The organism is Kribbella sp. NBC_01510, from assembly GCF_045040325.1.
GTDB lineage: Bacteria > Actinomycetota > Actinomycetes > Propionibacteriales > Kribbellaceae > Kribbella.
The window spans coordinates 2,899,399-2,923,463 of record NZ_CP109418.1 but is presented as its reverse complement, the minus strand read 5'-3'; the positions used below and the strand labels follow the sequence as shown (position 1 = coordinate 2,923,463).

At 70.1% G+C, this 24,065-nt stretch carries 20 protein-coding genes; 4 read left to right on the top strand and 16 right to left on the bottom strand.

All coding sequences use genetic code 11. The features are described from left to right. Window positions 1-19 precede the first annotated feature (19 nt). Together OG558_RS14515 and OG558_RS14510 are read right to left on the bottom strand one after the other, a co-directional pair. Window positions 20-163 carry a hypothetical protein gene (locus OG558_RS14515; protein WP_405070725.1) on the bottom strand — a complete coding sequence of 48 codons (144 nt, stop codon included), beginning with the start codon at window positions 161-163 and terminating at the stop codon, window positions 20-22. Then, window positions 160-960 carry a methyltransferase gene (locus OG558_RS14510; RefSeq protein ID WP_405070723.1) on the bottom strand — a complete coding sequence of 267 codons (801 nt, stop codon included), beginning with the start codon at window positions 958-960 and terminating at the stop codon, window positions 160-162. Before OG558_RS14510 ends, OG558_RS14515 begins: the two co-directional genes overlap by 4 nt. Before the next feature lie 28 nt (window positions 961-988). Here OG558_RS14510 and OG558_RS14505 point away from each other — a divergent pair, with 28 nt between their 5' ends. After that, the gene (locus tag OG558_RS14505; RefSeq protein ID WP_405070722.1) at window positions 989-2,716 is read left to right on the top strand and encodes a PLP-dependent aminotransferase family protein; all 1,728 of its coding nucleotides are present in this window, start codon (window positions 989-991) and stop codon (window positions 2,714-2,716) included. A 103-nt stretch (window positions 2,717-2,819) separates the two neighbouring features. On the opposite strand, the gene OG558_RS14500 is transcribed toward OG558_RS14505, so the two are convergent. The 3 genes from OG558_RS14500 to OG558_RS14490 form a co-directional block, all read right to left on the bottom strand. Next, entirely contained in the window at window positions 2,820-3,788 is a 969-nt protein-coding gene (locus OG558_RS14500) for a hypothetical protein (RefSeq protein WP_405070720.1), read from the bottom strand. A 12-nt stretch (window positions 3,789-3,800) separates the two neighbouring features. Further along, entirely contained in the window at window positions 3,801-5,087 is a 1,287-nt protein-coding gene (locus OG558_RS14495) for an MFS transporter (protein ID WP_405070719.1), read from the bottom strand. A gap of 120 nt (window positions 5,088-5,207) precedes the next feature. Then, window positions 5,208-5,552 (bottom strand): sterol carrier family protein, encoded by a 345-nt coding sequence (locus tag OG558_RS14490; RefSeq protein WP_405070718.1) that lies wholly within the window; start codon window positions 5,550-5,552, stop codon window positions 5,208-5,210. 113 nt (window positions 5,553-5,665) lie between these two features. On the opposite strand from OG558_RS14490, the gene OG558_RS14485 reads away from it, so the two are divergent. Next, complete coding sequence (locus OG558_RS14485; RefSeq protein WP_405070716.1) at window positions 5,666-6,295, top strand: hypothetical protein; 630 nt, start codon at window positions 5,666-5,668, stop codon at window positions 6,293-6,295. Between the two features lie 25 nt (window positions 6,296-6,320). On the opposite strand, the gene OG558_RS14480 is transcribed toward OG558_RS14485, so the two are convergent. The 7 genes from OG558_RS14480 to OG558_RS14450 all read right to left on the bottom strand — a co-directional run bounded on the left by OG558_RS14480 (window position 6,321) and on the right by OG558_RS14450 (window position 15,079). Then, window positions 6,321-7,859: an alpha/beta hydrolase gene (locus OG558_RS14480; RefSeq protein ID WP_405070715.1), complete on the bottom strand. Its 1,539-nt coding sequence runs from the start codon at window positions 7,857-7,859 to the stop codon at window positions 6,321-6,323. Next, window positions 7,856-8,899 (bottom strand): stage 0 sporulation family protein, encoded by a 1,044-nt coding sequence (locus tag OG558_RS14475; protein ID WP_405072164.1) that lies wholly within the window; start codon window positions 8,897-8,899, stop codon window positions 7,856-7,858. The genes OG558_RS14480 and OG558_RS14475 overlap by 4 nt, the downstream gene beginning before the upstream one ends. Before the next feature lie 96 nt (window positions 8,900-8,995). Beyond that, the gene (locus tag OG558_RS14470) at window positions 8,996-9,970 is read right to left on the bottom strand and encodes a DUF4190 domain-containing protein (protein WP_405070714.1); all 975 of its coding nucleotides are present in this window, start codon (window positions 9,968-9,970) and stop codon (window positions 8,996-8,998) included. A gap of 16 nt (window positions 9,971-9,986) precedes the next feature. Next, window positions 9,987-10,655: a DUF4190 domain-containing protein gene (locus tag OG558_RS14465; RefSeq protein WP_405070713.1), complete on the bottom strand. Its 669-nt coding sequence runs from the start codon at window positions 10,653-10,655 to the stop codon at window positions 9,987-9,989. Between the two features lie 123 nt (window positions 10,656-10,778). Continuing rightward, on the bottom strand, window positions 10,779-11,987 hold the full coding sequence (locus tag OG558_RS14460) for a DNA polymerase III subunit delta' (protein WP_329483742.1): 1,209 nt from the start codon (window positions 11,985-11,987) through the stop codon (window positions 10,779-10,781). Next, window positions 11,984-13,969 (bottom strand): dTMP kinase, encoded by a 1,986-nt coding sequence (gene tmk / locus OG558_RS14455; protein WP_405070712.1) that lies wholly within the window; start codon window positions 13,967-13,969, stop codon window positions 11,984-11,986. Before tmk ends, OG558_RS14460 begins: the two co-directional genes overlap by 4 nt. Window positions 13,970-13,978: 9 nt before the next feature. Next, complete coding sequence (locus tag OG558_RS14450; protein ID WP_405070711.1) at window positions 13,979-15,079, bottom strand: pyridoxal phosphate-dependent aminotransferase; 1,101 nt, start codon at window positions 15,077-15,079, stop codon at window positions 13,979-13,981. A gap of 78 nt (window positions 15,080-15,157) precedes the next feature. On the opposite strand from OG558_RS14450, the gene OG558_RS14445 reads away from it, so the two are divergent. After that, window positions 15,158-16,561: a PLP-dependent aminotransferase family protein gene (locus tag OG558_RS14445; protein ID WP_405070710.1), complete on the top strand. Its 1,404-nt coding sequence runs from the start codon at window positions 15,158-15,160 to the stop codon at window positions 16,559-16,561. Window positions 16,562-16,835: 274 nt separating this feature from the next. Here OG558_RS14445 and OG558_RS14440 read toward each other — a convergent pair whose 3' ends face one another. Then, a complete protein-coding gene (locus OG558_RS14440; RefSeq protein WP_405070709.1) occupies window positions 16,836-17,765 on the bottom strand; it encodes a LysR family transcriptional regulator in 930 nt (309 codons plus the stop codon). Here OG558_RS14440 and OG558_RS14435 point away from each other — a divergent pair. After that, window positions 17,764-18,687: a zinc-binding dehydrogenase gene (locus OG558_RS14435; protein ID WP_405070708.1), complete on the top strand. Its 924-nt coding sequence runs from the start codon at window positions 17,764-17,766 to the stop codon at window positions 18,685-18,687. The genes OG558_RS14440 and OG558_RS14435 overlap by 2 nt on opposite strands. Window positions 18,688-18,820: 133 nt before the next feature. Here the strand turns inward: OG558_RS14435 and OG558_RS14430 are convergent, their stop codons facing one another. From OG558_RS14430 to OG558_RS14420, 3 genes are all read right to left on the bottom strand, one after another. Further along, window positions 18,821-21,616, bottom strand: a complete 2,796-nt coding sequence (locus tag OG558_RS14430) for a glycoside hydrolase family 2 TIM barrel-domain containing protein (protein ID WP_405070707.1) — start codon at window positions 21,614-21,616, stop codon at window positions 18,821-18,823. A 99-nt stretch (window positions 21,617-21,715) separates the two neighbouring features. After that, complete coding sequence (locus OG558_RS14425; RefSeq protein WP_405070706.1) at window positions 21,716-23,494, bottom strand: sialidase family protein; 1,779 nt, start codon at window positions 23,492-23,494, stop codon at window positions 21,716-21,718. Between the two features lie 125 nt (window positions 23,495-23,619). Next, window positions 23,620-24,057 (bottom strand): Fur family transcriptional regulator, encoded by a 438-nt coding sequence (locus OG558_RS14420; RefSeq protein WP_405070705.1) that lies wholly within the window; start codon window positions 24,055-24,057, stop codon window positions 23,620-23,622. Window positions 24,058-24,065 lie beyond the last annotated feature (8 nt).

Here is a 24,065-nt window from a genome sequence, read left to right as displayed (position 1 = left end):
CCAGGCATTCATGAACTGGTCAGCTAAGTGCGCGCAGGTCGGCGATGAGGCGCTCCATGTCCCGGTCCGGCACGCCGTTGGGTGACGTCGGCCGGAGTTGCCGCCGCTGGTTGCGGTTGAGCCCCCGCCAGATCAGTACGACGAGAGCCAGCAACGTGATCATGTCCGTCCCACCGCCTTGAAGAACGTGTAGTGAAAGGTGCCGCCGGAAGCCGCGGCCTTCTCCAGATCACGGATCCCCGCCGCCCACTCGGCCGGGGTGCGCATCCCAGCGGCGATGGCGCGTTCGCGGACCGACTCGACCATCGCAATGAACGTCTTGCGGGTGAAGCCGTCGACCAGGTGCGGCAGCGTCTCGTCGGCGTACACGGTGCACGGCCGGGCGCGGACGTCGTCGTACCCGGCATCCTTGAGCAACGGCTGCAGGCGCCGGCCGATCAGCGCGTCGCCGCCGGTCTCGGCCTGGAGGTCGCTGAGGCAGTCGATCACCGCTTGCGCCGCCGTACTGCGGGGGTGGAAGAAGGCTGACCCGTGGTCGCCCTCGATGACGGTGATCGTGCCGCCGGGCTTGAGCAGGCGGCGCAGTCCGGTGAGCGCGGCGTGCGGGTCCGGCAGGTGCTCGAGGACGAAGCAGAGGAAGAGGTGGTCGAACTCCTCCGCAGGCAGGTCGTGCAGGTCCGCGTGCCGCCAGTCGACTTGGGCGTCCGGTGCGATGGCGGCGACCCGGGCCTTGGCTCGCGCGAGTGATTCCTCGGAGATGTCGACGGAGACGAGGTCGATGCCGGGGCTGCGGGTCACCAGTTGCACCGTCTGTGCGCCGACCCCGCAGCCCGCCTCGAGGACGCGGCTCCCGGCCGGGTAGCTGGTGCCGTCGTGGAGAAGATCGGCCAGGGTCTGCGCCTGGTCCGTCAGCCGGCGGGTCTCCGCCAGCGTGTAGCCGTGCACGTAGTCGGTTCCCATAACTCCACGGTGCCGCCACAATGGTCCGGTGCACAGGTCCAATCCGAGCCAAAGTGGCAGGTCCAATGGATCGGCCGCCGGTACGTCGCCGACCGGCCCCGACTCCCCGCACCAGAGCCCGGCCGGCGCCGACTTCCTGCAACTGAATCCGGCGGACGCACCCGCGGGCGGCCTCGCGGACTGGCTCACCGACCGCCTCCGCACCGCCATCTCCGACGGCCGCCTCCCCCTCGGCACCCGCCTACCCGCCACCCGAGTCCTGGCCGCCGAACTCCACATCTCCCGAGGTGTAGTCACCGAGGCCTACCAACGCCTGACCGAAGATGGCCACGTGGCCGGCCGCGGCCGAGCCGGCACCATCGTCGTCGCCGCCCCCATCGGCACTCCCGCACCTGCCGAGCGCCGGGCTGGCGACGTGACAGCCGCCGGACGAGAGGGAGCGGCGGCGCAGCACGGTGGGGAGGTCGACGGCTCTCGGCGACTTCCCACCGAAGGCAGCCCTCGGCCGCGGCGGGACGGGGAGGCGGACGCCGCACCGCACGCTGGGGTAAGGGACGCCGCTCGGCCGATCCTCACTGAAGGCCGTGGCCCTCGGGCGGATGGGACAGGGGCGATGATCGAGCAGCCCGGCTTGGATGTGTTTGACAGTTTGCGGGCTGCGCCGGCGCGGATCGATCTGACGCCTGGGGTGCCGGATCTGGCGGCCTTTCCGCGGAGTGCCTGGTTGCGGGCCGAGCGGGCGGTGCTGAACGATCTGGAGTCCTCCGCATTCGGGTACGGCGATCCAGCCGGGACGCCGGCGCTGCGCCGGGCAGTCGCGAACTGGCTGGCGCGCAACCGGGGTGTCGGCGCAGACCCGGATGACCTGATCATCGTGGCGGGCGTCTCACAGGCGATCGGCCTGGTCGCACAGGTCCTCAAGAACCGCGGCATCACCGAGATCGCCGTCGAGGACCCCGGCTCGCTCGGCTCCCGGCAGCACCTGCAGAACTGGGGTCTGACGACGATCCCGATCCCGGTCGACGGTGACGGCCTCCGGGTCGACCTGCTCCGCGCGTCCGGCGCCGGCGTCGTGATGGCGACTCCCGCGCACCACTTCCCGACCGGCGTCGTACTGGAAGGGGAACGGCGGCGGGAGCTGATCCAGTGGGCCGCCGAGGGCGGGCTGATCCTGGAGGACGACTACGACGCCGAGCACCGGTACGACCGTCCCCCGGTTCCCGCTCTGCGCGCGATGCTCACGGATCAGGTCATCTACGCCGGCAGCGTGTCGAAGCTGCTCGCACCCTCGCTCCGGATCGGGTGGATGCTGCCGCCGCCGCAGTACAAGGACGCGCTGATCGGCATGAAGCGCCTGGCCGACCTCGGCAACGCCGCGCTCCCCCAGCTCACCCTCGCCCAGCTGATGGAGTCCGGCGAGCTCGAACGCCAACTGCGCTTCCTCCGCCGCCGGCACCGGACCCGCCGCGACGCCATGGTCGACGCCGTCCACAACTACTTGCCCACAGCAACGGTCCACGGCGCCGCGGCCGGCCTGCACCTGACCATCACCTTCGACGACTCGTCCAACGACGTCGAGCTGGCCGCAGCCGCACTGCACAAGGGAGTCAAGACCCACCCCCTCTCCTGGCACTGCCAACTCCCGCACGCCCCCGGCCTCGTCCTCGGGTACGCCGCCCGCACCCCCACCGAGATCACCGAAGCCATCGCCACCATCGCCGAGGTCAGGGCTGGCGTACCGAAGAACGGGTGGTAGTCGCCGCAACCCCGGCCACTCGCGCCGATCCACGCCTGGACTCCCCAACTGGAGGCCGAATCAGCCGACTACTACCCGTCCTTCGGTACAGAAAGGCACGGTTTCAGCGGGTGTACAGCGGGGACATCGCCAGGGCGAAGGTGGTCATCAGGTCCGGGTCGATCGGCCGGGCAGGCAGTGGGACGAGGTCGACCAGCTTGTCGTCGCCGACCCGGATCGTGGTCCGCCCGGTCGCGGTGTCGACGTACGCCTCGTCGCCCAGCGGGATCGGCTGCGACGTCGCGGCCTTCCGCATCGGCGCCATCAAGGCCTCCGCGTTCGGAGTACGCCGTACTGATGTGGAGAGCACGCTCGTCGGGTTCACCCAGCCACAGACCAGGTCACCGAGCGCGGTCTGACCGTCCCGGCGGACCATCGCGGGCGCGCCCATCACCTTCTCCGCCGCGGCCGATCCGCGCTCACAGTCCGGCCGCGCGATCAGCGGCTGCGCCTCCGGCAACCCGGGCGCCTGCCGGACCACCTCCTGCCCGAGTACGACGTACTTCGCCAGGGTCGCCGGTGGTCCGCTGACCTTGTACAACCGCCCGTCCAGCAGGAACACCACGAACGTGCTGGTCCCGTAGCCACCCTCACCCACGACCACGGGCTTGGCCTTCTCGCCCTTCGTCGCGGCATAGGCCTTCTGCGCCGCCGCCAGCGTCGCCTTGGTTGCCGGAAGCACCGAAGTCCCGACCCGCAGGACCGGCCCGTTCGGACTGGTGCTGAGACCGAGCTGACAGACGTCGTACGTCGGCAACCCGAACTCGGCCGGGATCGCCTTGGGCTGGATCTGCACCACCGGCACCGCGAGCGTCGACTGCACCAGCGACTGATCCATCCGCACACACAGCGTGTCAGCGACCTTGGACGTGGCCGGACCGCTCGGGGTCTCGGACGGCGTCTCCGACGGGGTCTCGGTAGGCGCGGTGCTGACCGAGACCAACGGCGGCACGTTCGGGGCATCCTCCTGTCCGGGACCACTACACCCCGCGACGACCAGCAGGCCGACGATCAGTACAAGGCGGATACGCATGATGCCAAGACTTTAACTGGCTGTGCGTAGTTCCCTTTCGCGGACCGCGTGTTCGTCGGTGCGGGAGTCGTACTGCCAGAACTCGCGCAGCCAGGCCGCGGTCCCGATCACGCCGACGACGCACAAGGCGCCACCGCTGACGATCGCCGCCCGGACACCGGTGAGGTCCGCGACCAGGCCGGAACGGGCCTGGCCGCCGAGCGGACCGAGGGAGTAGCCGAGCATCTCGATGCCCGCGAGCCGGCCGCGCATCTCGTCGGGGATCGTCTGATTCCAGATCACCGATCGGAACAGCACCGAGACCATGTCCGCGGCACCGGCTACGGCGAAGAACGCAATGGCGAACCAGATGTTCGGCGCCAGCCCGGCGATCCCGACCGCGGCACCCCAGCAGATGGTGGCGAGGACGACCGCCCGGCCCTGGTGGTGGACGTGTTTCGCCCAGCCGCTGGTGAGGCTGGCGCACATCGCCCCGATCGCCTCGGCGCTGTAGAGGAGACCGAGCAGTTTCGGCTGCTGCAGGACCTCGGTGGCGAAGGCCGGGAACAGCACGATCGGCATCGCCAGGAACATCCCGACCATGTCCACCAGGTAGGTGGCGAGCAGATCTCTGCGGCGGAACGCGTACACGATCCCGCCGCCGATCGCGCGCAGGCTCGGCGGCGTGCTGTGCTCATTCGTCCGGTACGGGCGCAGGCCGAGGTAGAGCGCGGTCGCGAGCACCAGGCCGGTCAGCTCGACCGCGAACGCCCAGGTCACGCCGACCGCTCCGACCAGCAGGCCGGCGAGCGCCGGGCCCGCGAGCTGGCCGACCTGCATCGTCAGCGAGCTGAGCGCGACCGCGGCCGGGATCTCCTGGTGCCGCACGACCCGTGGGAGGAGGGCCTCCCGGCTCGGCCGCTGCAGGGAGGTGGCGATTGCGTTCAGCGCGCCGCAGACGTAGATGAGCCACACCTGCGGGTGGTCCAGCAACGAGTTGCCGAGCAGTGCCGCGCAGATCAGGGCCTGCGCCATGCCGGTGCCGATCAGCAGCTTCCGGCGGTCCACATGGTCCGCGAGGGCGCCGCCGTACAGGCCGAAGACGACGAGCGGCGCGATCGTCACCAGACCCATCGCACCGACGGCGAAGTTGGAGCCGGTGAGCTGGTACAGCTGGTACGGCAGCGCGACGTACCCGAACATGCCGCCCAGGAAGAAGACCGATCCCGACACCAGCAGGATGCGGTAGTCGCGAGAGCTGTGCCACGGGGTCAGATCGACGCGGAGCCGGGCCAGCCACGCGGGGACACTTGCTGCCACTGGCACATAGTGCCAGCTCCGATCGCCGGGGAAGAACCGATTTGTCCCTACCGTGAGACGCACGCGGCCGCGGCATCCTGGGGGTGCCGCGGCTCAGTGCTGTCTGCGATGTGCGCGCTCTCAGGCCAGTGGCAGCAGGGCGCTCAGGTCGGTGCGTTCGCCGCTGGCGCGGAGTTTGCCGGACTGGCGGGCGTCCGCCCAGGCGACGCGGCCGAGGGCCAGGTCGATCCAGAGCTCGGGCGGGAGCTCGACCACGGCGCCCGGCGTACCCCGGGTGTGCCGCGGACCCTCGATGCACTGGACCGCGCCGTACGGCGGGACCCGCACCTCGACCGCGTGTCCGGGAGCCTTCGCGACCAGGAGCTTCAGCAGCTGCTTGGTGAGCAACTTGAGGTCGGCGCGTTCCGCCGTACCGGCGTCATATCGCTGCAGGGCCTGGTGAAATGCGGGGTCGTGCGTGCTCACGAGGTGTCAGCGTACTGCCGCGACGAAGTTTGGTGCTCATCCGTAGCGGCCGATTGCGGAGACGCCCCTCTTGTCGGGGATAATCGGCCGGGAGAGAGGGAAGCGAGGTCGGGATGCTCACGCCCAGGCACCAGGCACTGCTGATGACGCTGGCGGGAATGACCGTCGGCGTAGCCGTGTTCGGCGCGGTGCTCGCCTTCAACGGCAATCCGTTGGCAGGTGACGACACCCCTGCCGGGATCGTGAACAGTCAACCCGCCGCCAGCACGCCGGCCCGGACCGACGGGCTCCAGCCCGACTCGCTGCAGTACGCCGTACAGACCTTCGGCAGCGCGGACACACCGGTGTCGGCCGAGGTCCCGACCGGATGGAAGAGTTCCCAGGCCGGCACGCGGCCGCGGTTCCTCGACCCGACCGGCGTCTGGCAGCTCCGGTTCGACACCCGCGGCAGCAAGCAGTCCCCGGACGAGCTGGTAGCGGCCCGGGCCCGCAGCATCAACGAGCGGGATCTCAAGGTGATCAGCCGCGACAACGGCACGCTGATCTACACGTACGTCGACCAGACGCGCGGGCCGCGGATGGGCTTGTCCCGCTGGATCTCCACCGACGGCGGCACGAGCTCCGCGGTCGAGATCACCGTCGGCGGGCGCCCGCAGGACGAGGCCGGCCTGCGCGCCATCCTCCAGCACGCCACCGACACGCTGCAGCTCCCGCCGTCAGCGGGCGACACCCGTCCGAACTGAACAGACTTCCGGCGCTACGCGCGGGCTAACACTTGATGTCGCTGGTCGGCGCCGTGCCTTGCAGCAGGTAGCTCTCCACGGCGTTGTCCACGCACGGATTGCCCTGCTTGTAGCCGGTGTGGCCGTCGCCGTCGCGGGTGATCAGCACGCCGCTCTCCAGCTGGTGCGCGAGCCCGACGGCCCACTCGTACGGCGTCGCGGGGTCGCGAGTGGTGCCGACGACCATGATCGGCTTCGCGCCGGCCGCCTTGATCGTGTGCGGCTTGTCCTCGGCCTTCACCGGCCAGTTCGCGCACGGCAGCGAGCCCCAGAGCAGCGCGCTCCCGAACCGCGGCGAGGCCGCCTCGTACTCCGGCATCTCTGCCTTGGCCTCCGCGACCGAGGTGATGTCCGGGCGATCCAGGCAGTTGACCGCATAGATCGCCTCGTTGGCGTTGTCCGAGTACCCCGACGGCTCGCGGTCGGTGTACTGATCGGCCAGCGCGAGCAGGCGAGCGCCGTTCCCGGCCAGGCCGTCGAGGACCGCGTCCTCGAGCTGCGGCCACAGCTGCTTCAGGTAGAGCGGGGACAGCACGCCGAGCAACACCAGCGCCTGCGTGACCTCGCGTTTCCCGTCGCCGGGCAGCGGGGTCGCGTCACTGTCGTTGATCAGCTTGTCGATCTTCGCGAGCACCTCGGCCTTGCTGCTGCCGAGCCGGCACGACCGCTGGGCACAGTCCTCCGCGAACGCGTCCAGCGCGGTGTCGAAGCCCTTCGCCTGGGCGATGTTGTTCTGCTTCGCGGTCTTCGACGGGTCGACCGCGCCGTCGAGCACCAGCCGGCCGACGTTCTTCGGGAAGAGTTCGGCGTACGTCGCGCCCAGGTAGGTGCCGTACGAGAAGCCGAGGTAGTACAGCTCCGGGTCGCCGACGATCCCCCGCAGTACGTCGATGTCGCGCGCGGCGTCCTTGGTCGACACGTGCGGCAGCAGCTCGCCGGACCGCTGCTCACAGCCGTCCGCGAGGATCTTCGCCTCGTTGTTGAGGTCGGTGATCTCGGCCTCGTTGTCCGGGCTGCCGTCGGTCGCGATGAACTTGTCCATCTGCGCGGTGTCCAGGCAGCGCACCGGCGTCGACTGCCCGACGCCGCGCGGGTCCCAGCCGATCACGTCGAACTTCCGCAGCAGCGACGAGCCCAGCACGAACCCGGCCGAGGCGGCGAACTTCTCCCCGGAGGCACCCGGCCCGCCCGGATTGATGAACAACGTCCCGATCTTCCCGGCCCGGTCCCTGGCCGGCACCTTCCGCGCCCGCAGCTCGATCGTCTGACCGGTCGGCTTGGTGTAGTCCAGCGGCACCGTGATCGTGGCGCACTGCTGGTTGGAGCCACAGCGCTGCCAGTCCGGCTGCTGCTGGTAGAACTTCTCCAGCCCGGCCGGGATCGGCCCGACCGGCCCCTTGGGCGGGTTGGCCCCCGTCCCGGTCGCCGTACCGTCACCCGCATCCTGCGCGCGACTCGCCACCCCACACCCACTCACCAGCACCGCCAGGGCTGCCACCAGCACCGTTGTCCTGCGGAATCTCACTGCGGGCTTTCTCCCTCGTCTTCGTGGTGCAGTCGGCGCCGGCGCCGTGGCTTGCGTGGCCGCCGCTCCTCGGGCGCCTCGGCCGCCGTTGTCTCGGCCGCCGTTCCAGCTGGTGGCGTCTCGGCCGCCGCCTGGGCTGCTGGTGCGTCCGTGACCCCGGGTTCGTCCGGTACGACGTCGGCCGGCTCCTCGGGCAGTGGTGCGTCGGAGGTTGTCGTACTGGATGCTTCGTACTGTTGCCGCGGCGAGCACACGTCCGCGCGGCTGCACGCGCACCGCCGGCCGGATGCCGCCAGCCGGACCACCACGGTGTCGCTCGGAACGTTGTGCCCAACCACCACTCCATCACCCGCGGGGGTCTCCACCTGGGTCCCGGCCGCCGGCGCCTTCGCGTTGAACTCCTGGTAGAGCGGGTGCTCATACTTCAGGCAGCACATCAGCCGCCCGCACGCGCCGGAGATCTTCAACGGGTTCAGCGGCAGGTCCTGGTCCTTCGCCATCCGCACGCTGACCGGCTCGAAGTCCTTCAGGAACGTCGCGCAGCACAGGTCCCGCCCGCACGGCCCGATCCCGCCCTGCAGCCGGGCCTCGTCGCGCGCACCCACCTGCCGCAGCTCGATCCGCGCCCGGAGCGCCCTGGCCAGATCCCGCACGAGCTCGCGGAAATCGACCCGGTGCGGCGCGGAGAAGTACACGATGACGAGCTGATCGACGTCCGCGCGGCGGTCGACGAAGTCGATGCCGACCACCTTCATCGGCAGGCTGTGCTGCCGGATCGTCCGTTTCGCGATCACCCGGGCGTCGGCGCGCCGCTGCCGGTTCTGCTCGTCGCGATCCAGGTCCGCGGCCGTGGCGATGCCCTCACACAGCGGCAGACCGCCGATCTCCTCGGTGACGTACTGCGGCGCCCACACGCACTCCGCCACCTCCGGCCCGTCATCGGTCGGAACCAGCACTTTGTCCCCGACACGCGGACGATGCGGGCCGGGGTCCAGGTAGTAGAGCCGCCCATACCGCTCGAACGACACAGCCATAACCATGCCCACGGCGCCAGGGTACTTGCCGGAAGCCAGCTCCACCCCTGCGCGCTCCTACTCACCCGACGTCTTCTTGCCTGCGTCGCACGAGTGGGGTGCCTAGCGGTGGGTGCCCTTCACGCTCCCGGTGAGCGGCTCGTCGTCCGGTCCGTACGCCGCACAGACCACCAGGCGGTCGTTGTGGTTCCACAGGCTCTCATCGGGTGACCAGTACACGAACTCGAGCTCGGACTCGTCCGCCGGGGTGCCGACGTACGTGCCGAACTCCGTCGCACAGGTGTTGTCGGCAGCCTTGCGAACACCCTTGTCGCCCGGGTACGGACCGTCCGGGAGCGTGACATCGGCGATGATCTCGGCGTCGTGCGGCTCCGCACAGGGCTTTCGGATCGCCTCGTTCTCGTCCTCGCCGTCGTCGTAGCAGTCGCCGACGGCCAGGTATTCGACGTACGTGATGTCGGCCGGAGCTGACGAGACGGGCTCGGCGCCGCTGGAGGTGTCGTCGACTGTTGAGCCGATCGCGATGAGGACGCCGAAGAGGACGAGGTAGCCGATGGTGGTCAGGGAGCCGATGACCAGGCCGGCGATCGCCATTCCCTTGCCGGTTTCCTGGCGCTTCCTGAGTTGGACCAGGGCGGCGATGCCCAGGCCGATCGCCACCGGGGCGGCGAGGCCGAAGAAGATGCCGCCGATGCCGGTCGCCAGCGCCGCCGTGGCCAGCCCGTTGGTGCCACCCGTCGTCCCCGGATACCCGTAGCCGTACCCATAGGGCGCCGGCGCCGGGCCGTACGCCGCCGGATACTGCGGCTGCCCGTACTGCGGTTGGCCGTACGGCGCCTGTCCACCTGGCTGTCCGTACGGCGTTTGCCCACCAGCGTGGCCGTACGGCGGCTGCGTGGGCTGCGTGGGCTGCGGCTGCGGTTGGCCGTACGGCGGTGGCGGCTGAGGCTGGCCTGGGGCGGCCCATGGGGTGGCGGGCTGTTGGGCGTGCGGCTGGTCGGGCCGGCCGTAGTTCGGGAACGACCTCGGCGCGTCCTGTGGGCGGCCCGCGTCCGGGTCGTATGGTGGCTGCGTCACTCTTCCCCCGCGAGTACTACCGTTGCGATCCGCGCATACTACCGGTCAGCCGCATCCCCGGCATTCCGAGCAGGCACAGGACGTTGCCATCAGCAACAGCACGATCTTCCAGGACGACGTAGTACATGTCCAGTTCGGACCGCTCGTACGGCTTCCCGACGAACGCGTTGAACGAGGTCGCGCACTGCTGGGTCGCGACCGTCTGGGTCTGGTCGGCGGCCAGGCCGGTCAGACTGGCGCGGACCTTCGCGTACGCCTCCCCGGTGTGCGCAACCGCACAGTCCGCGATCCGCACCACCCGCAGGGCTGCGGCCTCCAGGTCCGCGTCGAAGCACCGCCCGACGGCGACCTGCGCGATCCCGACGGTCCGGCCGATGCCGGCCCGACGCTCGCCGAGCAGGTTGAGCGTGACCGCGACGCTGGTCGCGAGCACCCAGCACAGACTGACCGCCAAGGCGCCGTACGCGAGTTTCTTGCCGCGGCCGCCGGTCCGCTTGATCCGGCGCAACGCGATCCCGGCCAGCACCAGGGCGATCGGGACCAGGCCGGGAAGGCTGGTCACGAACGCCGCCACGGCGTAGCGGTCCTGCCGCTGCTGCGCCGGTGTCGGTACGCCGGCCAACCACGATTCAGCCGGCGGCAGCGAGGGCCGCGCCGGCTGGATCGGAGGGGGCGGCTGGCTCATTGGCGTCCGTTCGGCGATCGGCCGAGCGGTAGTGCTCGGACACCCAAACATCGGACTGGCCGGTCTCGGTGTTACAGCAGCTGCCCAGTAATCGGACGGCAGTCTCAGACAGTGACCACGCGGTTATCGCTGGACCCGGCGCGGGACGTGCGGGCCGTCGTTGCGGCCCTCGAACAGCGACACGGTCATCGCCTCGAGGGCGAGCAGCGGTGCGACGTTGGCCTCGATGGCCTCACGACAGGCAGTGATCGCATCGATACGGCGAATGGTCTGCTCCGGCGTGGTCCGGCCGGCCAGTTGCTCGATGGTGCGGTGCAGCTCGGCGTTGATCAACTCGGTGCCGGCGTTGGTCTGCACGACCAGCACGTCCCGGTAGAGCGCCATCAGATCGACGAGTGACCGGTCGAGCACGTCGCGTTCCCAGCGCTTGGCGCGCGCCTTCTGCTGCTCGTCGAGCTCCTTCAGCGCGGCGTTGGCCTCGCGCGGCTTGGCGCCCTTGGTCCCGACGCCGAGCGCCTGCTCGAGCGCGGCCCGCTCCTTCTCGTCGACCTTCTCGGCGCTGGCCTTGGCCTCGTCCTTGGCCGCCTCGACCAACTGCTGGGCAGCCTTCAGGCACGCCCCGAGATCCCGTAGTGCGAACGGAACCTCGAGCACCTTGTTCCGCCGGTCGCGCACCTCTTCGTCGCGCGCCAGCGCCCGCGCCCGCCCGATGTGCCCCTGCGCCGCCCGCGCCGCGAACCCGGCCAGCTCCGGATCCACCCCCAGCTTGCTGGTCAGCATGTCCGCCACCGCGGCCACCGGCGGCGTCCGCAGCACCAGGAGCCGGCACCGCGATCGGATCGTCGGTACGACGTCCTCCACGGTCGGCGCGCACAGCACCCAGACCGTCCGGGGCGCGGGCTCCTCGATGCTCTTCAGCAACGCGTCGGCGGCCTGCTCGGTCAACCGGTCCGCGTCCTCGACGACCATCACCTGCCACCGGCCCTGGGTCGGGCTCATCGCCGCCCGGCGGACCAGTTCACGGATCTCGCTGACCCGGATCGACAGCAGTTCGGTGCGGATCAGCGACACATCCGGGTGCGCGCCGCTGAGCGCCGTACGGCAGTCCTTGCACTCGCCACAGCCCAGGTCCTGACACTGCAGCGCGGCCGCGAACGCCCGCCCGGCGTTCGACCGGCCGGATCCGGGCGGGCCGGTGATCAACCACGCATGCGTCATCCCGGCCACCGCGGCGCCGGTCTCGCCCCGCATCCCGGCCGCCGCGCCGGCCACGGCCCTCGTCAGCACGGCGACGGCCGGCTCCTGCCCGACCAGGTCGTCCCACACACTCATAGGTCCACCTTCGGAAGGATCGGCTGGAGCCGGGCGCGGATCTGCTTGGCGAGGTCGTCGCGGTCCTGCGTGGCGTCGAGGACCAGGTAGTGCTGGGGCTCCGCGGCGGCGAGCTCGAGGAACGCGGTCCGGACCCGCTCGTGGAAGTCGTGCGACTGCGACTCGATCCGGTCCCGCTCAGCGAAGCGGCCGAGGCCGCTCTTCGGGGGCAGGTCGAGCAGGATGGTCAGGTTCGGCCGGAGGTCGTCGGTCGCCCAGCGGTTCACCCGCTCGACGTCGGACAGGTCGAGGTCTCGCCCGGATCCCTGGTACGCCAGCGCGGAGTCGACGTACCGATCGGTGATGACGACGGCACCGGCCTTGAGCGCGGGCTTGATCACCGAGTCCACGTGCTCGGCCTTGTCGGCGGCGTAGATCAACGCCTCGGCGCGATGCGAGATGTCGCCGGTGGCCGGATCGAGGACGATCTGCCGCAGCGTCTTGCCGAGGTCGGTCGCACCCGGCTCGCGGGTGAGCAGGACCTGCTGGCCCTGCTCCTTGAGCCACTCGACCAGCAGCGCGGACTGCGTCGACTTCCCCGCGCCCTCGCCGCCTTCCAGCGCGATGAACAGTCCAGTGGTCGGATACACACCAGGAGTCTTGCCGAAGCTGCGCCGTAAGTCGCCCCAGAACGGGACGCCCGGTCGGTCGTCCATCTGCCGCCAGGCGATCAGGCCGATCACGCCGGCCACGATCGCGGCGATCAGCATGGTCATCGAAGCGCCGTTGTAGGTGACGGACTTCCCGCCGATCGTGTATGTCTGCCGGCCGATCGCCCCGGCGGCGAACGGCGCGATCGCCAGCGTGACCGCCAGGACCGTGCGGACGGCGGACTGGACGAACGCGAAGGTCCGCCCGCGGACCGCGTCCGGGACCTCGAGACCGAGCAGGGTGTAACCGGAGACCCAGGAGGCGCCGGCGCAGAAGCCGAGCAGGATCGCGATCATCGTGGCGATCTCGATCTGCTGGATCAGTGCCAGGCCGGCCAGGCAGATGCCGGAACCGACCAGTCCGGCGGCGAACAGCCGGCGCCGGGACAGGCCGGAGAAGATCCGCGGCCCGAAGCCCATGCCGAGCGCGAGACCACCGAAGACGGCCCCGAAGAGGACGCCGTACCCGGGATCGCCGGCGCCGAGATCCTCGACGTACGTGCGGCCGAGGCCGATCACCACCGCACCGGCCGCGAACGCGCCGGAGATCCCGACCACGAGGCCGCGGACGACCGGCGTACCGGTGACGTAGGACCAGCCCTCGACCATGGTCCGCCACAGCGTCGGGTGATCCTCGTGCTCGTGGACGGCGCGGCCGATCTCGGCGACCGACAGGATCGCCAAGGCCGAGACGACGAAGGTCGCGGCGTTCACATACACGGCCAGGTTGATGGCGAAGTCGCCGGCCCAGCGAAAGAGGAGGGTGATCGCGGTGAAGATGACCGCGGCCGGCAGGGCGGTCCCGTACGTCGTGATCAGGCTGATCTGGTTGGCCGCCTCGAGCCGGTGCCGGGGCACCAGGTTGGGCACGCTGGCGTCCTTGGCCGGACCCCAGATCAGGCTGACGATCTCGATCAGCACGGTTGCCACCAGCACCCAGGTCAGCGTGCCGACGAGCGGGATGCTGACGAAGAACGCGGCCCGGATCAGATCGCCGATGATCATCGTCCAGCGCCGGTCCAACCGGTCCGCGATCCAGCCGGCCACCGGGCCCATCACCAGGGCGGGCAGCACGCGCAGGAACAGCACCCCGCCGATCGCGAAGTTCGCCGCCTGGTAGTCGTCGCCGGCGAACGCCTTCGCCATCGCCGTCAACGCCAGCAACCCGATCCAGTCGCCGAGACTGGACAGCCCGAACCCGACCCACAGCCGCCGGAACGCCCGGATCCGCAACACCGCACGCACATCGTGCGCCGGTGCAGGATCGGTCAGCGGGTCATAAACCTCCGGCACACCCAAAGCCTAGTGGGCGGCATCGACAGCCTGACGCAGCGCATCCAGGGCCGCCTTCAGCTCGACCGGAGGCGGGAATCCGAACCCCAGCCGGAACACCCCGGGCTCGTCGCCGAACCAGTCGCCGTCGGCCAGTCGCACCCCCAAGTCCGCGGCCGCCCGGCGGAACCGACCCAGATCGACCTGCTGCTTCAGCCGAACCGCGCACAGCGCACCCGCATCCGGCCGGATCCACTCGATCACGTCGCTGTTGTCCCGCACCCACCCCTCGGTGATGGCCAGTCCCTCGGCGAGCGACGCCCGTCGTACGGCGAGAATCTCGTCCTCGCGCTCCAGCACCCGGACGGCGAGCGCCTCGGTCACCGGGGACGCGGACACGACCGTGTTGAACTTCGCGGTCACCACGCGGTCGACCAGGTCCGCATCGGTGCTGACGAGCCAGCCGATCCGCAGCGCGGCCGCGCCGTGGCATTTCGACAGCGACGCGACCGTCACGACCTTCGGGCCGAGGTCGACCGCGGTCGCCGCGACCGGATCGTCGCCGTACGCCGCGGCCCGGTAGGTCTCGTCGACCATCAGGTACGCGTCCGGGCAGATCTCGGCCATGGCGGCGACGATCTCTTCCAGGGTCTGGCGGGGTACGGCGACTCCGGACGGGTTCTGTGGTGTCGTCAGGCTGACCAGCTTGGTGTCGGGCGTGAGCTGCGCACGGACGGCGTCGGCAGTCAGGCGGTAGCCGTCGTCGAAGGTCAGCGGGACCACGCGGACGTCGGCACCGATCGACGCGTAGGCGTTGCCGGTCGACGGGAACAGCGGCTGGGTCGTGACGACCTGACCGCCGCGATCCACCAGCAGGTAGGCGAGCAGGAAGATCGCGTGCATTCCACCGACCGTGACGACGACCTGCTCCGGACGTACGCCGTGGCGTCCCGCGATCGCCGTACGCAGCCGGAGGTCGCCGGGCGCGGTGCCGTAGCCGAGCTCGAGGTCGGCCAACTCCGGGGTCAGGAGGTCGCCCAGGCGCAGGTCCGGCCCGTAGCTCTCGCCCAGGTCGTGCCGGGGATGTTCGGCGGTCAGGGACGCGATGTCGTTGCGGGGAAAGGTGGCCATACCGCCATCGTCCGAGGGTTTCGCTGGCATCCCCAGAGCCAATCCGGCAGAATTGGTTCGCGAATGAGGCCAATCGAGATGGTTGAGCGGTTGGGCCGCTGGTCGTCCGGCCGCGGCCCGCTGTACGTGCTGCTCGCGACCCGGCTCCGCCGGCTGATCGACGACGGCGAACTACCTCCCGGTGTGCTGCTGCCACCGGACCGGGCGCTCGCCGGCGCGCTGGCAGTCGGGCGGACCACGGTCGTCGGGGCGTACGAACTGCTCCGATCGGAGGGGCGGATCACTCGCCGTCAGGGCAGTGGGACGCGGGTCGCTGGTACGCCGACGACCGGTGCTCTTGAGGACGCCCCCGTGGATCCGATCTTCCTCGACTCACTGGAGTCGCGGGACGACGACGTACTGCTCGCGATCTGTGCCGCTCCCGGCGACCCGCCGCCGCAACTGGCCGAGGCGTACGCGCGGATCGTGCCGGAGCTCAGCCGGATCTCGGGTGACATCGGGTACTACCCGTACGGCCATCCGGTACTGCGGGAGGCGCTGGCCGACCGTTATGCCGAGCAGGGTGTGCCGACGACGCCGGACCAGATCCTGGTGACGAACGGGGGTCAGCAAGCGCTGTCGTTGCTGGCCCATGCGTTGCTGTCGCCTGGCGATCAGGTGCTGGTCGAGGCACCGACGTACCCGGGTGCTTTGGAGGCGTTCCGGGAGAAGGGCGCGGTGCTGCGCGGTCTGCCGGTCGGACTCGAGGGCGTCGAGGCCGCCGTCCGGGAGCGTCGTCCAGCGGCCGTCTACGTCATCCCGACGTACCAGAACCCCACCGGCTCGGTGCTCCCCCCGCTGGCCCGTGAGCGACTGGCCAGGGGCGCGGCCGACGTACCACTGATCGAGGACGAAGTGCCGGCCGACCTCGGCTTCCCCGGTGAGCCGCGGCCCATGTCCTTGGCGGCCTTCAGCGACGCTGTCATCTCGGTCGGCTCCCTCAGCAAGAGCATCTGGGGCGGCCTCCGCACCGGCTGGATCCGCGCCGCCGTACCCCTCGTCAACCGCCTGGCCCGCATCCGAGCCGTCCACGACCTGGGCGGCAACGTCCCCGCGCAACTGGCCGCCGCCCACCTGGTCACCCAACTGGACGACCTCGGCCGCGCGGAAGAACTCCAATCCCGCCACGACCACCTCCGGGCCCTCCTAACCGAGCACCTCCCAAGCTGGCAGGTCCCGACCATCCAGGGCGGCCAAACCCTCTGGGTGAAACTCCCCCAAGGCGACGGCAACTCCTTCGCCCAAACAGCCCTCCGCCACGGCCTGGCCATCCTCCCCGGCGCCGGCCTCGACGTCACCGGCGCCAGCGACTCCTACGTCCGCCTCCACTTCCGAGCCCGCCCGGACGACCTCACCGAGGCCGTCACCCGCCTGACCACCGCCTGGCACGCCTACAACCCCCCAGCCGACCGAGTACACCCCCGCCCGACCATCGCCATCTGATCGAGCGATGACGCACAACGCACTGGTCTGAGCGCTTGGACAGCACGTCGCGGGCAGGCCAAATCTCGGACCTATCGCACTGACCAACCCCATGGCGCCCCGACCAACCGTGGACCGCCAGGCCATCACAAGCGCAGGGCTCACAGTACCCGTGCGAGGGAGTTGCCCCCGGGCGCGCGTTTGTGATGGCCTGCCAGTCCGCGTGATTGGCCGACGCCGGACTGCGAACGCGGCGCCGGGCGCCGACGCGTAGGACAGCCCGCCGGAGTGGTCCTCAGCTGGTGGCCTCGGCGCAAGCCTGGACGAACTGCCACAAGGCGGTCGAGGACGCATCGGCCCGCCACGCCAGGACGAGTTCGCTCGGTGGCAGATCGGTGACCGGCACCATGACGACGCAGCCGCGGGCCAGCACCGGAGCGTTGCCTTCGGCAAGCAAGCAGATGCCGCGGCCACCGGCCACGGCCTCGTACGTCGACTCCGGGTCGCTGATGGTCCCGGCGATCACGGGCGGTGCCCCGGCTCGCTCCGGCAGGGCGAGGAAGTGATCCCGTAACGCTCCCGCGCTCCGCGGCAAAGCGAGGATCGGCTCGTCCACGATCTCGGCGAACCGCACCGACTCACGCCGCGCCAGCGGATGGTTCTCCGTCATCGCGACGACCCGCCGCTCCTGTGCCAAGGTCAGCCACCGGTACGCCGACGGCTCCGGCAGCGGCAACCAGCAGAAGGCGGCGTCCGTGGTGCCCGCGGCCAGTCCCGCGGTGGGGTCGTCCCACGGGACCTGACGCAGGTCGAACTCGATCGGCTCGGGCAGGTGATTCCTGATCCGCGGCAGCAGGTTCCGCCCCGGACTCGTCTGCATGCCGATCACCAGGTGATCGCAATGTCCTTCCAGAGTCGCGACCGCGGCCTCCCATCGCTCGATCACCTCACGCACCCGCGGCAGCAGTTCGGCGCCGGCCGGAGTGAGGCAGATCCCGCGACTGTCGCGGCAGAGCAGAACGCGACCCAGGTTCTTCTCCAACGCCCGAACCTGCTTGGACAGCGCCGGCTGGCTCACGTACAACCGCTCGGCCGCCGCGGTGAAGCTCCCTGCCTCGGCCACCGCCACGAAGTACCGCAGATCCCGCACGTGTGCGTCCATAACCAACGGTTGTACCAGCAGGTCTTGGACCACCCGGCCCAGCTCACCACAGGCTGGACGCATGGGTCTTCCTCAGCAGATGCACGCGCTCGTCTTCGATCCCCCGCACGGTCTCCGGATGGCCGAGGCCACCGTCCCGCGACCCGGGCCGGGGCAGGCTCTGATCGCCGTCGAGTACGCCGCGCTCAACTGGGTCGAGGTGGCCCGGATGGACGTCGTCCATCGCCCCGGCGACATCGTCGGGCGAGATTCGGCCGGAATCGTCGTCTGTGCTGCCAAGGACGGCTCGGGCCCGGCCGTCGGTGAGCGCGTGGCCGGCTTCCGGCCGGCCAGTGCATGGGCGGAGTTCCAAGCAGTCGACACCGCGGACATCGCGGTCGTACCGGCCGAGGTCGATCTCGCGTCGGCCGCTGCCCTACCAGGTGCAGCCGTGAGCGCCCTCCAAGCGGTACGGCGGCTCGGCTCCACACTGGGTCGCCGGGTACTGGTCACCGGCGCCTCAGGTGGGGTCGGCCGCGCAGCGGTCCAACTGGCCGCGCTGGCAGGCGCAGAGGTGGTCGCAGCCGTTGGCGCTGCCGGACGAGGTCTCGGTCTGACCGAGCTGGGCGCGAGCGAGGTAGTGACCACACTCGACAACCTCAGCCCGCTGTACGCCGTACTGGACGTGGTTGGCGGTGACACCCTGACGGCGGCGTACGAACTGGTCGAGCCGGATGGCGTCGCCCTGTCGATCGGCAGCACGGCCGGCCAGGTGGTCAGCTTCGACTTCGAGGCAGCCCGGCGCCGCGGCGGACGGCAACCGATCTCGGCCTTCGCCGTCAGCGGGCCGTTCGGTCCAGACCTCGCCTACCTGCTCGACCTCGTGGCCGCCAACCGCTTCGACCCCCAGATCGGCTGGCACGGCTCGTGGCACGACGCTGGCACAGCGATCACAGCCCTCCTCGACCGCAAGGTCCGCGGCAAGGCAGTCCTCCACCTCGACTAGCCGATCGCGCCGTCCACCCACGGATCGCCACGCCATCACAACGCGGAGCCGGCGGCACCGTCGCGCGGGAGTCGCTCGGATTCGCGTCGTTGTGATGGCCTGGCGGTCCGCGTAGGTGGACCGGCGAGGTGACCTATGCCGTGGTGAAGCGGACGGCGAGGGTGGCCGGGGCTGTTGTGAGTTTGTCGCGGTCCGGGAGGGCCGGGCCGCAGGCGGCGGTGCCTACGCCGGATTGGGCGATGTCCAACGTGATGTAGGAGGTCTCGCCGGGCACCAGGTCGGCGGTGTGACTGGCGGTTTCCAGGGCTTGGGTGGTCCAGTCGCGGACGGTGAGGCCGAAGGGGGTGCCGATCGCCTCGACGCGGAGGCCGTCGAAGGCGGCCCAGCGGGTGTCGATGCGGTGGCCGTTCTCCTGGGGGCGGACGTACGGCGTCTGCAGCTCGGCGACCGTGGCCGAGTACTTGCCGACCGCGGCGGCCTCGCGGGTGTCGGCGTACGCCTCGTTGGGGCCGGTGCCGAACCACTCGACGCGCTCCACCTTCGGAAGCTCGAAGGTGACGCCGAGCCGCGGCAGCACCTCCGGGAACAGGCCTTCGGGTACGACGTTCAGCTCGAGAACGACCGCGTCGTCGACGGCGGTCCAGCGCCAGGTGCTGACGAGACCCCACTGCAGTTGCGGCGGCGCCGTGCGGGTCACGACCTCCCACGCGCCGTCGCGCTCACCCTGGGAGACGATCCGGTGCTGCACCCGGTGCAGACCCTGCTCCCGCCAAGCCTTCGCGACCCCCGGGATCGCGTCGTTGTCGATCGGCGCCCGCCAGACATCCAGCCGGGCGTTCTTCACACCGGCGACGGTGATCCCAGCGACGCCTGCCTCACCGTCAGCGGGCGATCCACCAACAACAGCCACAGGCTCAGCCGGCTCGTCCAGCCGGACCTGGCCCCAGGCGATGCGATGCCCGGCGTCGGCCCACGGGGTCGGCGAGGTGAGCTCGGCCGCCACGGTCACCCAGGTGTCGGGCCGACCCGCGTCACCCGCCTTGATCACGCCGGGCGGAAACTCCACCGATACGGTCTCGCCCGGAGCGATCGCCGGGACCGGCAGAGTTCCGCTGCCGACCAGCTCGCCCTCGACCTCGGTCACGATCGTAAAGGTCAGATGACTCGTGTCCAACACCTCGTAGCGGTTCGTGATCGACACCCCACCGTTGCCATCAGCAACGATCCGCAACGGCTCGATCACCTTGACGTACTCGAGCATGCCGGGTGACGGCGTCCGGTCCGGGAACAGCAGCCCGTCGCAGACGAAGTTCCCGTCGTGGATCGTCTCGCCGAAGTCACCGCCGTACGCGTAGACCTCGCGTCCGTCGATCGTGGTCCGGATGCCGTGGTCGATCCACTCCCAGATGAAGCCGCCCTGGCAGCGCGGGTACTTGTCGAACACCTCACGGTAGTCGAGCAGCCCGCCCGGCCCGTTGCCCATCGCGTGGCCGTACTCGCACAGGATGAAGGGCAGGTTCCGGTACAGCGAGGAGTCGGCGCCGATCTCCGCGCAGCCCTCCGGCGAGGTGTACATCCGCGAGTAGATGTCGACGAACTCGGCCTCGGTGTCGCGCTCGTAGTGCACCGGCCGCGACGGGTCGACCTCCTTCGCCAGGTCGTACATCGCGCGCAGGTTCTCGCCCATCCCGCACTCGTTGCCGAGCGACCAGATGATGATCGACGGGTGGTTCTTGTCCCGGTGCACGGTGCGCGCCATCCGCGCCACCAGGTCGTCGCGGAACCGCGGGTCCATCACCGGGTTCGGCAGCTTCGGCGGCTGCGGCTCGTACCCGAACCCGTGCGTCTCCAGGTCACACTCGTCGATCACGTAGAGGCCGTGGGAGTCGCACAGCGAGAGGAAGTGCGGGTGCGGCGGGTAGTGGCTGGTCCGGACCGCGTTGATCCCGGCCCGCTTCATCAGCAGTACGTCGTCCAGCATGTCCTGCTCGGTCAGCGCCCGACCGCGGTCGGGGTGGAACTCGTGCCGGTTGACGCCGTTGAACAGCACCCGGTTGCCGTTGACGGTCAGGATGCCGTCGACGATCGCGACCGTGCGGAAGCCGATCCGCAGCCGCACCTCACCACCCTCGGTCCGCAGCACACCGTCGTACAGGCGTGGCACCTCGGCGCTCCACGGCTCGACGCTCTCGATCCGCGTGTGCTCGCCGGTCGCCAGCTCCAGGCCCAACTCAGGCACCGAAACAGTGCCCGGTACGTCGGACTCCACGAGCAGCGTGCCGGCACCGTCGAGGTGGTCGTACGCCACCTTGACGAAAACGTCGGTCGCGACACCCGGACGCAGGGCGATCAGGTTGACCTCGCGGAAGATCCCGGACAGCCACCACATGTCCTGGTCCTCGACATAACTGCCGGCCGACCACTGGTGCACGCGGACCACGATCCGCGCTTCCTTGCCCGGGGCAACCAGGTCGGTGACGTCGAACTCCGACGGCAGCCGCGAACCGGACGACCAGCCGGCCAGCTCGCCGTTGACGTGCACCGCGAACCGCGAGTCCACACCCTCGAACCGCAGCACCACGCGGGCGCCGGCCCAGTCCGCCGGGATCGCCACGGTCCGGACGTAGTCACCGGTCGGGTTGTCGGTCGGCACGTACGGCGGCTCGAGCGGGAACGGGTAGACCACGTTCGTGTACGCCGGCGCGCCGTACCCACTGAGCTGCCAGTGACCAGGGACGGCGATCGTGTCCCATCCGGAGGTGTCCGGGTCCTTCAGGTCGTCCGGGGCGTCGGCCACGCTCGGCGACAGCCGGAAGCTCCAGTCACCGGACAGCGGCAGCTTGGCCGAGTCGTCGTCCAGCCAGGCCCGCGGGGGAAGCACGTTGGCGCCGGGAGCAAAGTCCTCGACGTAGCTGTGGTCTTGGGTCACAGGTATCGAGCCTAAGCCCTAGCTGTTCACGAATCCACATCGATCAACAGATATGGACAGCCCTGACCCCGATGTGGCCAGGGCTGTCCGTACGTACTCCTATCCGGTGGTGGCGCTGAAGATGTCGTTGTTGCCGAAGTCGGCCGGGCAGTCGCCGAGCGGCCAAGGCGCCGGCAGAACCACCTGGCCGGCATTCGCGGACTGCTGACGCCAGGCGTCGAACGCCGGGCAGTCGGCCGTACGGCGAACGTCGGTCCACACACCGGCGCCGTAGTCACGGGTGGCGATGCTGTAGACATAGTCGCCGAGGAACTCGTTGTACAGGATCCGGCCCTGCGACGAACCGCGCGCATCACCGAGCGGACCGGTGTACTCCGTCGTCCACGCGCCTGGCGCACCACCTGCCCCGATCGCGGCAGTCTGCAGTACGCCGTGCTCCGGCCGCGGATTCGCCGTGGTCGTCTGGAAGGGCTGCGTGAACGACTGCGACGTCACGTACACCCGGGTGCCGTCCGGGCTGATCGCCGGCGCGGCGTACGCCGCGATATCACCCGCCGGCGAGATCGGCGTCGGTGTGCTGAAGGAGGCCGCCCCGTTGGACGAGTAGGCGAAGAACGCCCGTTCGTTGTCGGGACCGTCGCGGCCGTCGACCCACGCGTCGACGATCTCGTTGGTTGCGTCCGCGCCGGTCGGCGCGCCGTTGGCGATGTCGATGCTCGGCATCGCGGCCAGGTCGGTCCGAGCCCCCGAGACCCCGTCGATGATGCACCGCCCGGTCACCGGGTCGTTGTGGAAGCACGGGTCGGTGATCGCCACGACATCCTGCGGCTGCCGCCAGGTCTGGCCGCCGTCCAGCGACTTGATCACGCTGTGGAAGCCGGCCAGGCTCGTCCCGCCGAAGTGCGTGAAGAACACGTAGACGACACCGTGGCTGTCGGTCCGCACGGTGCAACCGTCGTACGAACCTTGTTTGCCGTTGGCGATAGCCGGTGCGACCTGGTGCTGCTTCCAGGTGACCCCGCCGTCACGGGAGGTGGACACCATCGGTTTCAGCGGGAAGGCGTTGCCCCCGCTGAAACTGTGGAAGTCGGAGTAGCAGACGTACACGTTGCCGAAGAACGGGCTGCTCTCGGCGTTGTCCGCCCAGATCTGCTCCTTGTCGAGTCCGGAGCTGAAGGCCGCATGCGGTGCGGCGAAATACGGCTTCGACCAGTTGGACTGGTCGGCGATCCGGGCCGGCGTCGCGCTGTCGATGCTCGAGACGGTCACCCCGGTGGGGCTGTTCTGGCCGCTGCCGTTGCGGATCACGGTGTCGGTGAGGTTCGTGGCCAGAGTGGACAGGTAGAGCCGGTCGCCATTGCCCCAGGAGAATCCGTTCGGACCGGGGGCCGGTCCGAAGGCCACGCCTGGGTCACTGCGCGAACGCAGGCCGTTCTCGTAGTAGTTCGGCACGGTGTGAATCGGGCCGACGTGTGGGACGCAGGGCTCGACGGTCGGACTGCAGTCGGCCGCGGTCAGGCCTGAGTACGTCGGCTGGGTCCAGGTGTGACCGCGGTCGAACGAGAAGTACACACCCGTCAGGCCGACGCCCAGGTTGAAGGTGCCGAGCGGGAACGAACAGGCCGCGTGCTGGGTGGACGCTTCACGCGAGCACGGCTGCATGTCCACCAGGTCGTTGGCGCCGGCCGCGAGTACGTCCGGGCGATGAGCGCTGGCCGCCAGTGCGGGCTCGTTCTGCGCATTGCGTGGGTGGAGGTTCGTGGGACTGGCGACGCTGACCAACGCGTCGACCGCAGGGGCGGAGTGGGCTGCCGGAACGCCGATCGCGCCGAGCGCGAGAGCGGCGGCCAGGATCAGACATCGTCGTAAGGAACGCACGGGGGACTCCTCTCCGCGCGGCCCAGGTCCGGGCAAGCGGCGTTCACCACAGGAATGGCCTGGGCCGTGACAAACGTGTCCGGCGCCAGCGTAAGCCTGGCCGCATCATGCGCCCAGGGCTCACGTCAAGTGCTCTCGGCGCAGTTCTTGCAGGTGCCGACGAGGGCCACCTGTTCCGGGGCCAGGTGGAAGCCGAGCTCGCGCTGGACCTTCTTCCGGGCCGACTCGAGGATGTCGCCGGGAGCGTCGTACACCTTCCCGCACTCGGAGCAGCGCAGGTGCAGATGGCGCGGCGCGAGATCCCCCGCCAGGTGGTACGTCGTCCCCGCCCGGCCGAGGTGGACGTGCGTGACGAGGCCGAACTCACCGAGCGCGTCGAGAGCCCGGTAGACGGTGGCACGGTGGATCCCCGGGCGCAGCTCCTCGGCCCGTTCGCCGATCTGCTCCGCGCTCAAGTGTTCCTCGGTCCCCGCGAGGACCTCGACGACCGCCAGGCGGGCCGGCGTGACCCGCTCACCCCGCTCCCGCAGTCTCTGCGCGCTGACCTCGACCGGACTGGTCATGGGGCCTC

Coding starts and splice junctions, on each gene's coding strand:
- OG558_RS14515 (WP_405070725.1), bottom strand. CDS start 163: ATGATCACGTTGCTGGCTCTCGTCGTACTGATCTGGCGGGGGCTCAAC.
- OG558_RS14510 (WP_405070723.1), bottom strand. CDS start 960: ATGGGAACCGACTACGTGCACGGCTACACGCTGGCGGAGACCCGCCGG.
- OG558_RS14500 (WP_405070720.1), bottom strand. CDS start 3,788: ATGCGTATCCGCCTTGTACTGATCGTCGGCCTGCTGGTCGTCGCGGGG.
- OG558_RS14485 (WP_405070716.1), top strand. CDS start 5,666: ATGCTCACGCCCAGGCACCAGGCACTGCTGATGACGCTGGCGGGAATG.
- OG558_RS14475 (WP_405072164.1), bottom strand. CDS start 8,899: ATGGTTATGGCTGTGTCGTTCGAGCGGTATGGGCGGCTCTACTACCTG.
- OG558_RS14465 (WP_405070713.1), bottom strand. CDS start 10,655: ATGAGCCAGCCGCCCCCTCCGATCCAGCCGGCGCGGCCCTCGCTGCCG.
- OG558_RS14460 (WP_329483742.1), bottom strand. CDS start 11,987: ATGAGTGTGTGGGACGACCTGGTCGGGCAGGAGCCGGCCGTCGCCGTG.
- OG558_RS14450 (WP_405070711.1), bottom strand. CDS start 15,079: ATGGCCACCTTTCCCCGCAACGACATCGCGTCCCTGACCGCCGAACAT.
- OG558_RS14445 (WP_405070710.1), top strand. CDS start 15,158: ATGGTTGAGCGGTTGGGCCGCTGGTCGTCCGGCCGCGGCCCGCTGTAC.
- OG558_RS14435 (WP_405070708.1), top strand. CDS start 17,764: ATGGGTCTTCCTCAGCAGATGCACGCGCTCGTCTTCGATCCCCCGCAC.
- OG558_RS14440 (WP_405070709.1), bottom strand. CDS start 17,765: ATGCGTCCAGCCTGTGGTGAGCTGGGCCGGGTGGTCCAAGACCTGCTG.
- OG558_RS14420 (WP_405070705.1), bottom strand. CDS start 24,057: ATGACCAGTCCGGTCGAGGTCAGCGCGCAGAGACTGCGGGAGCGGGGT.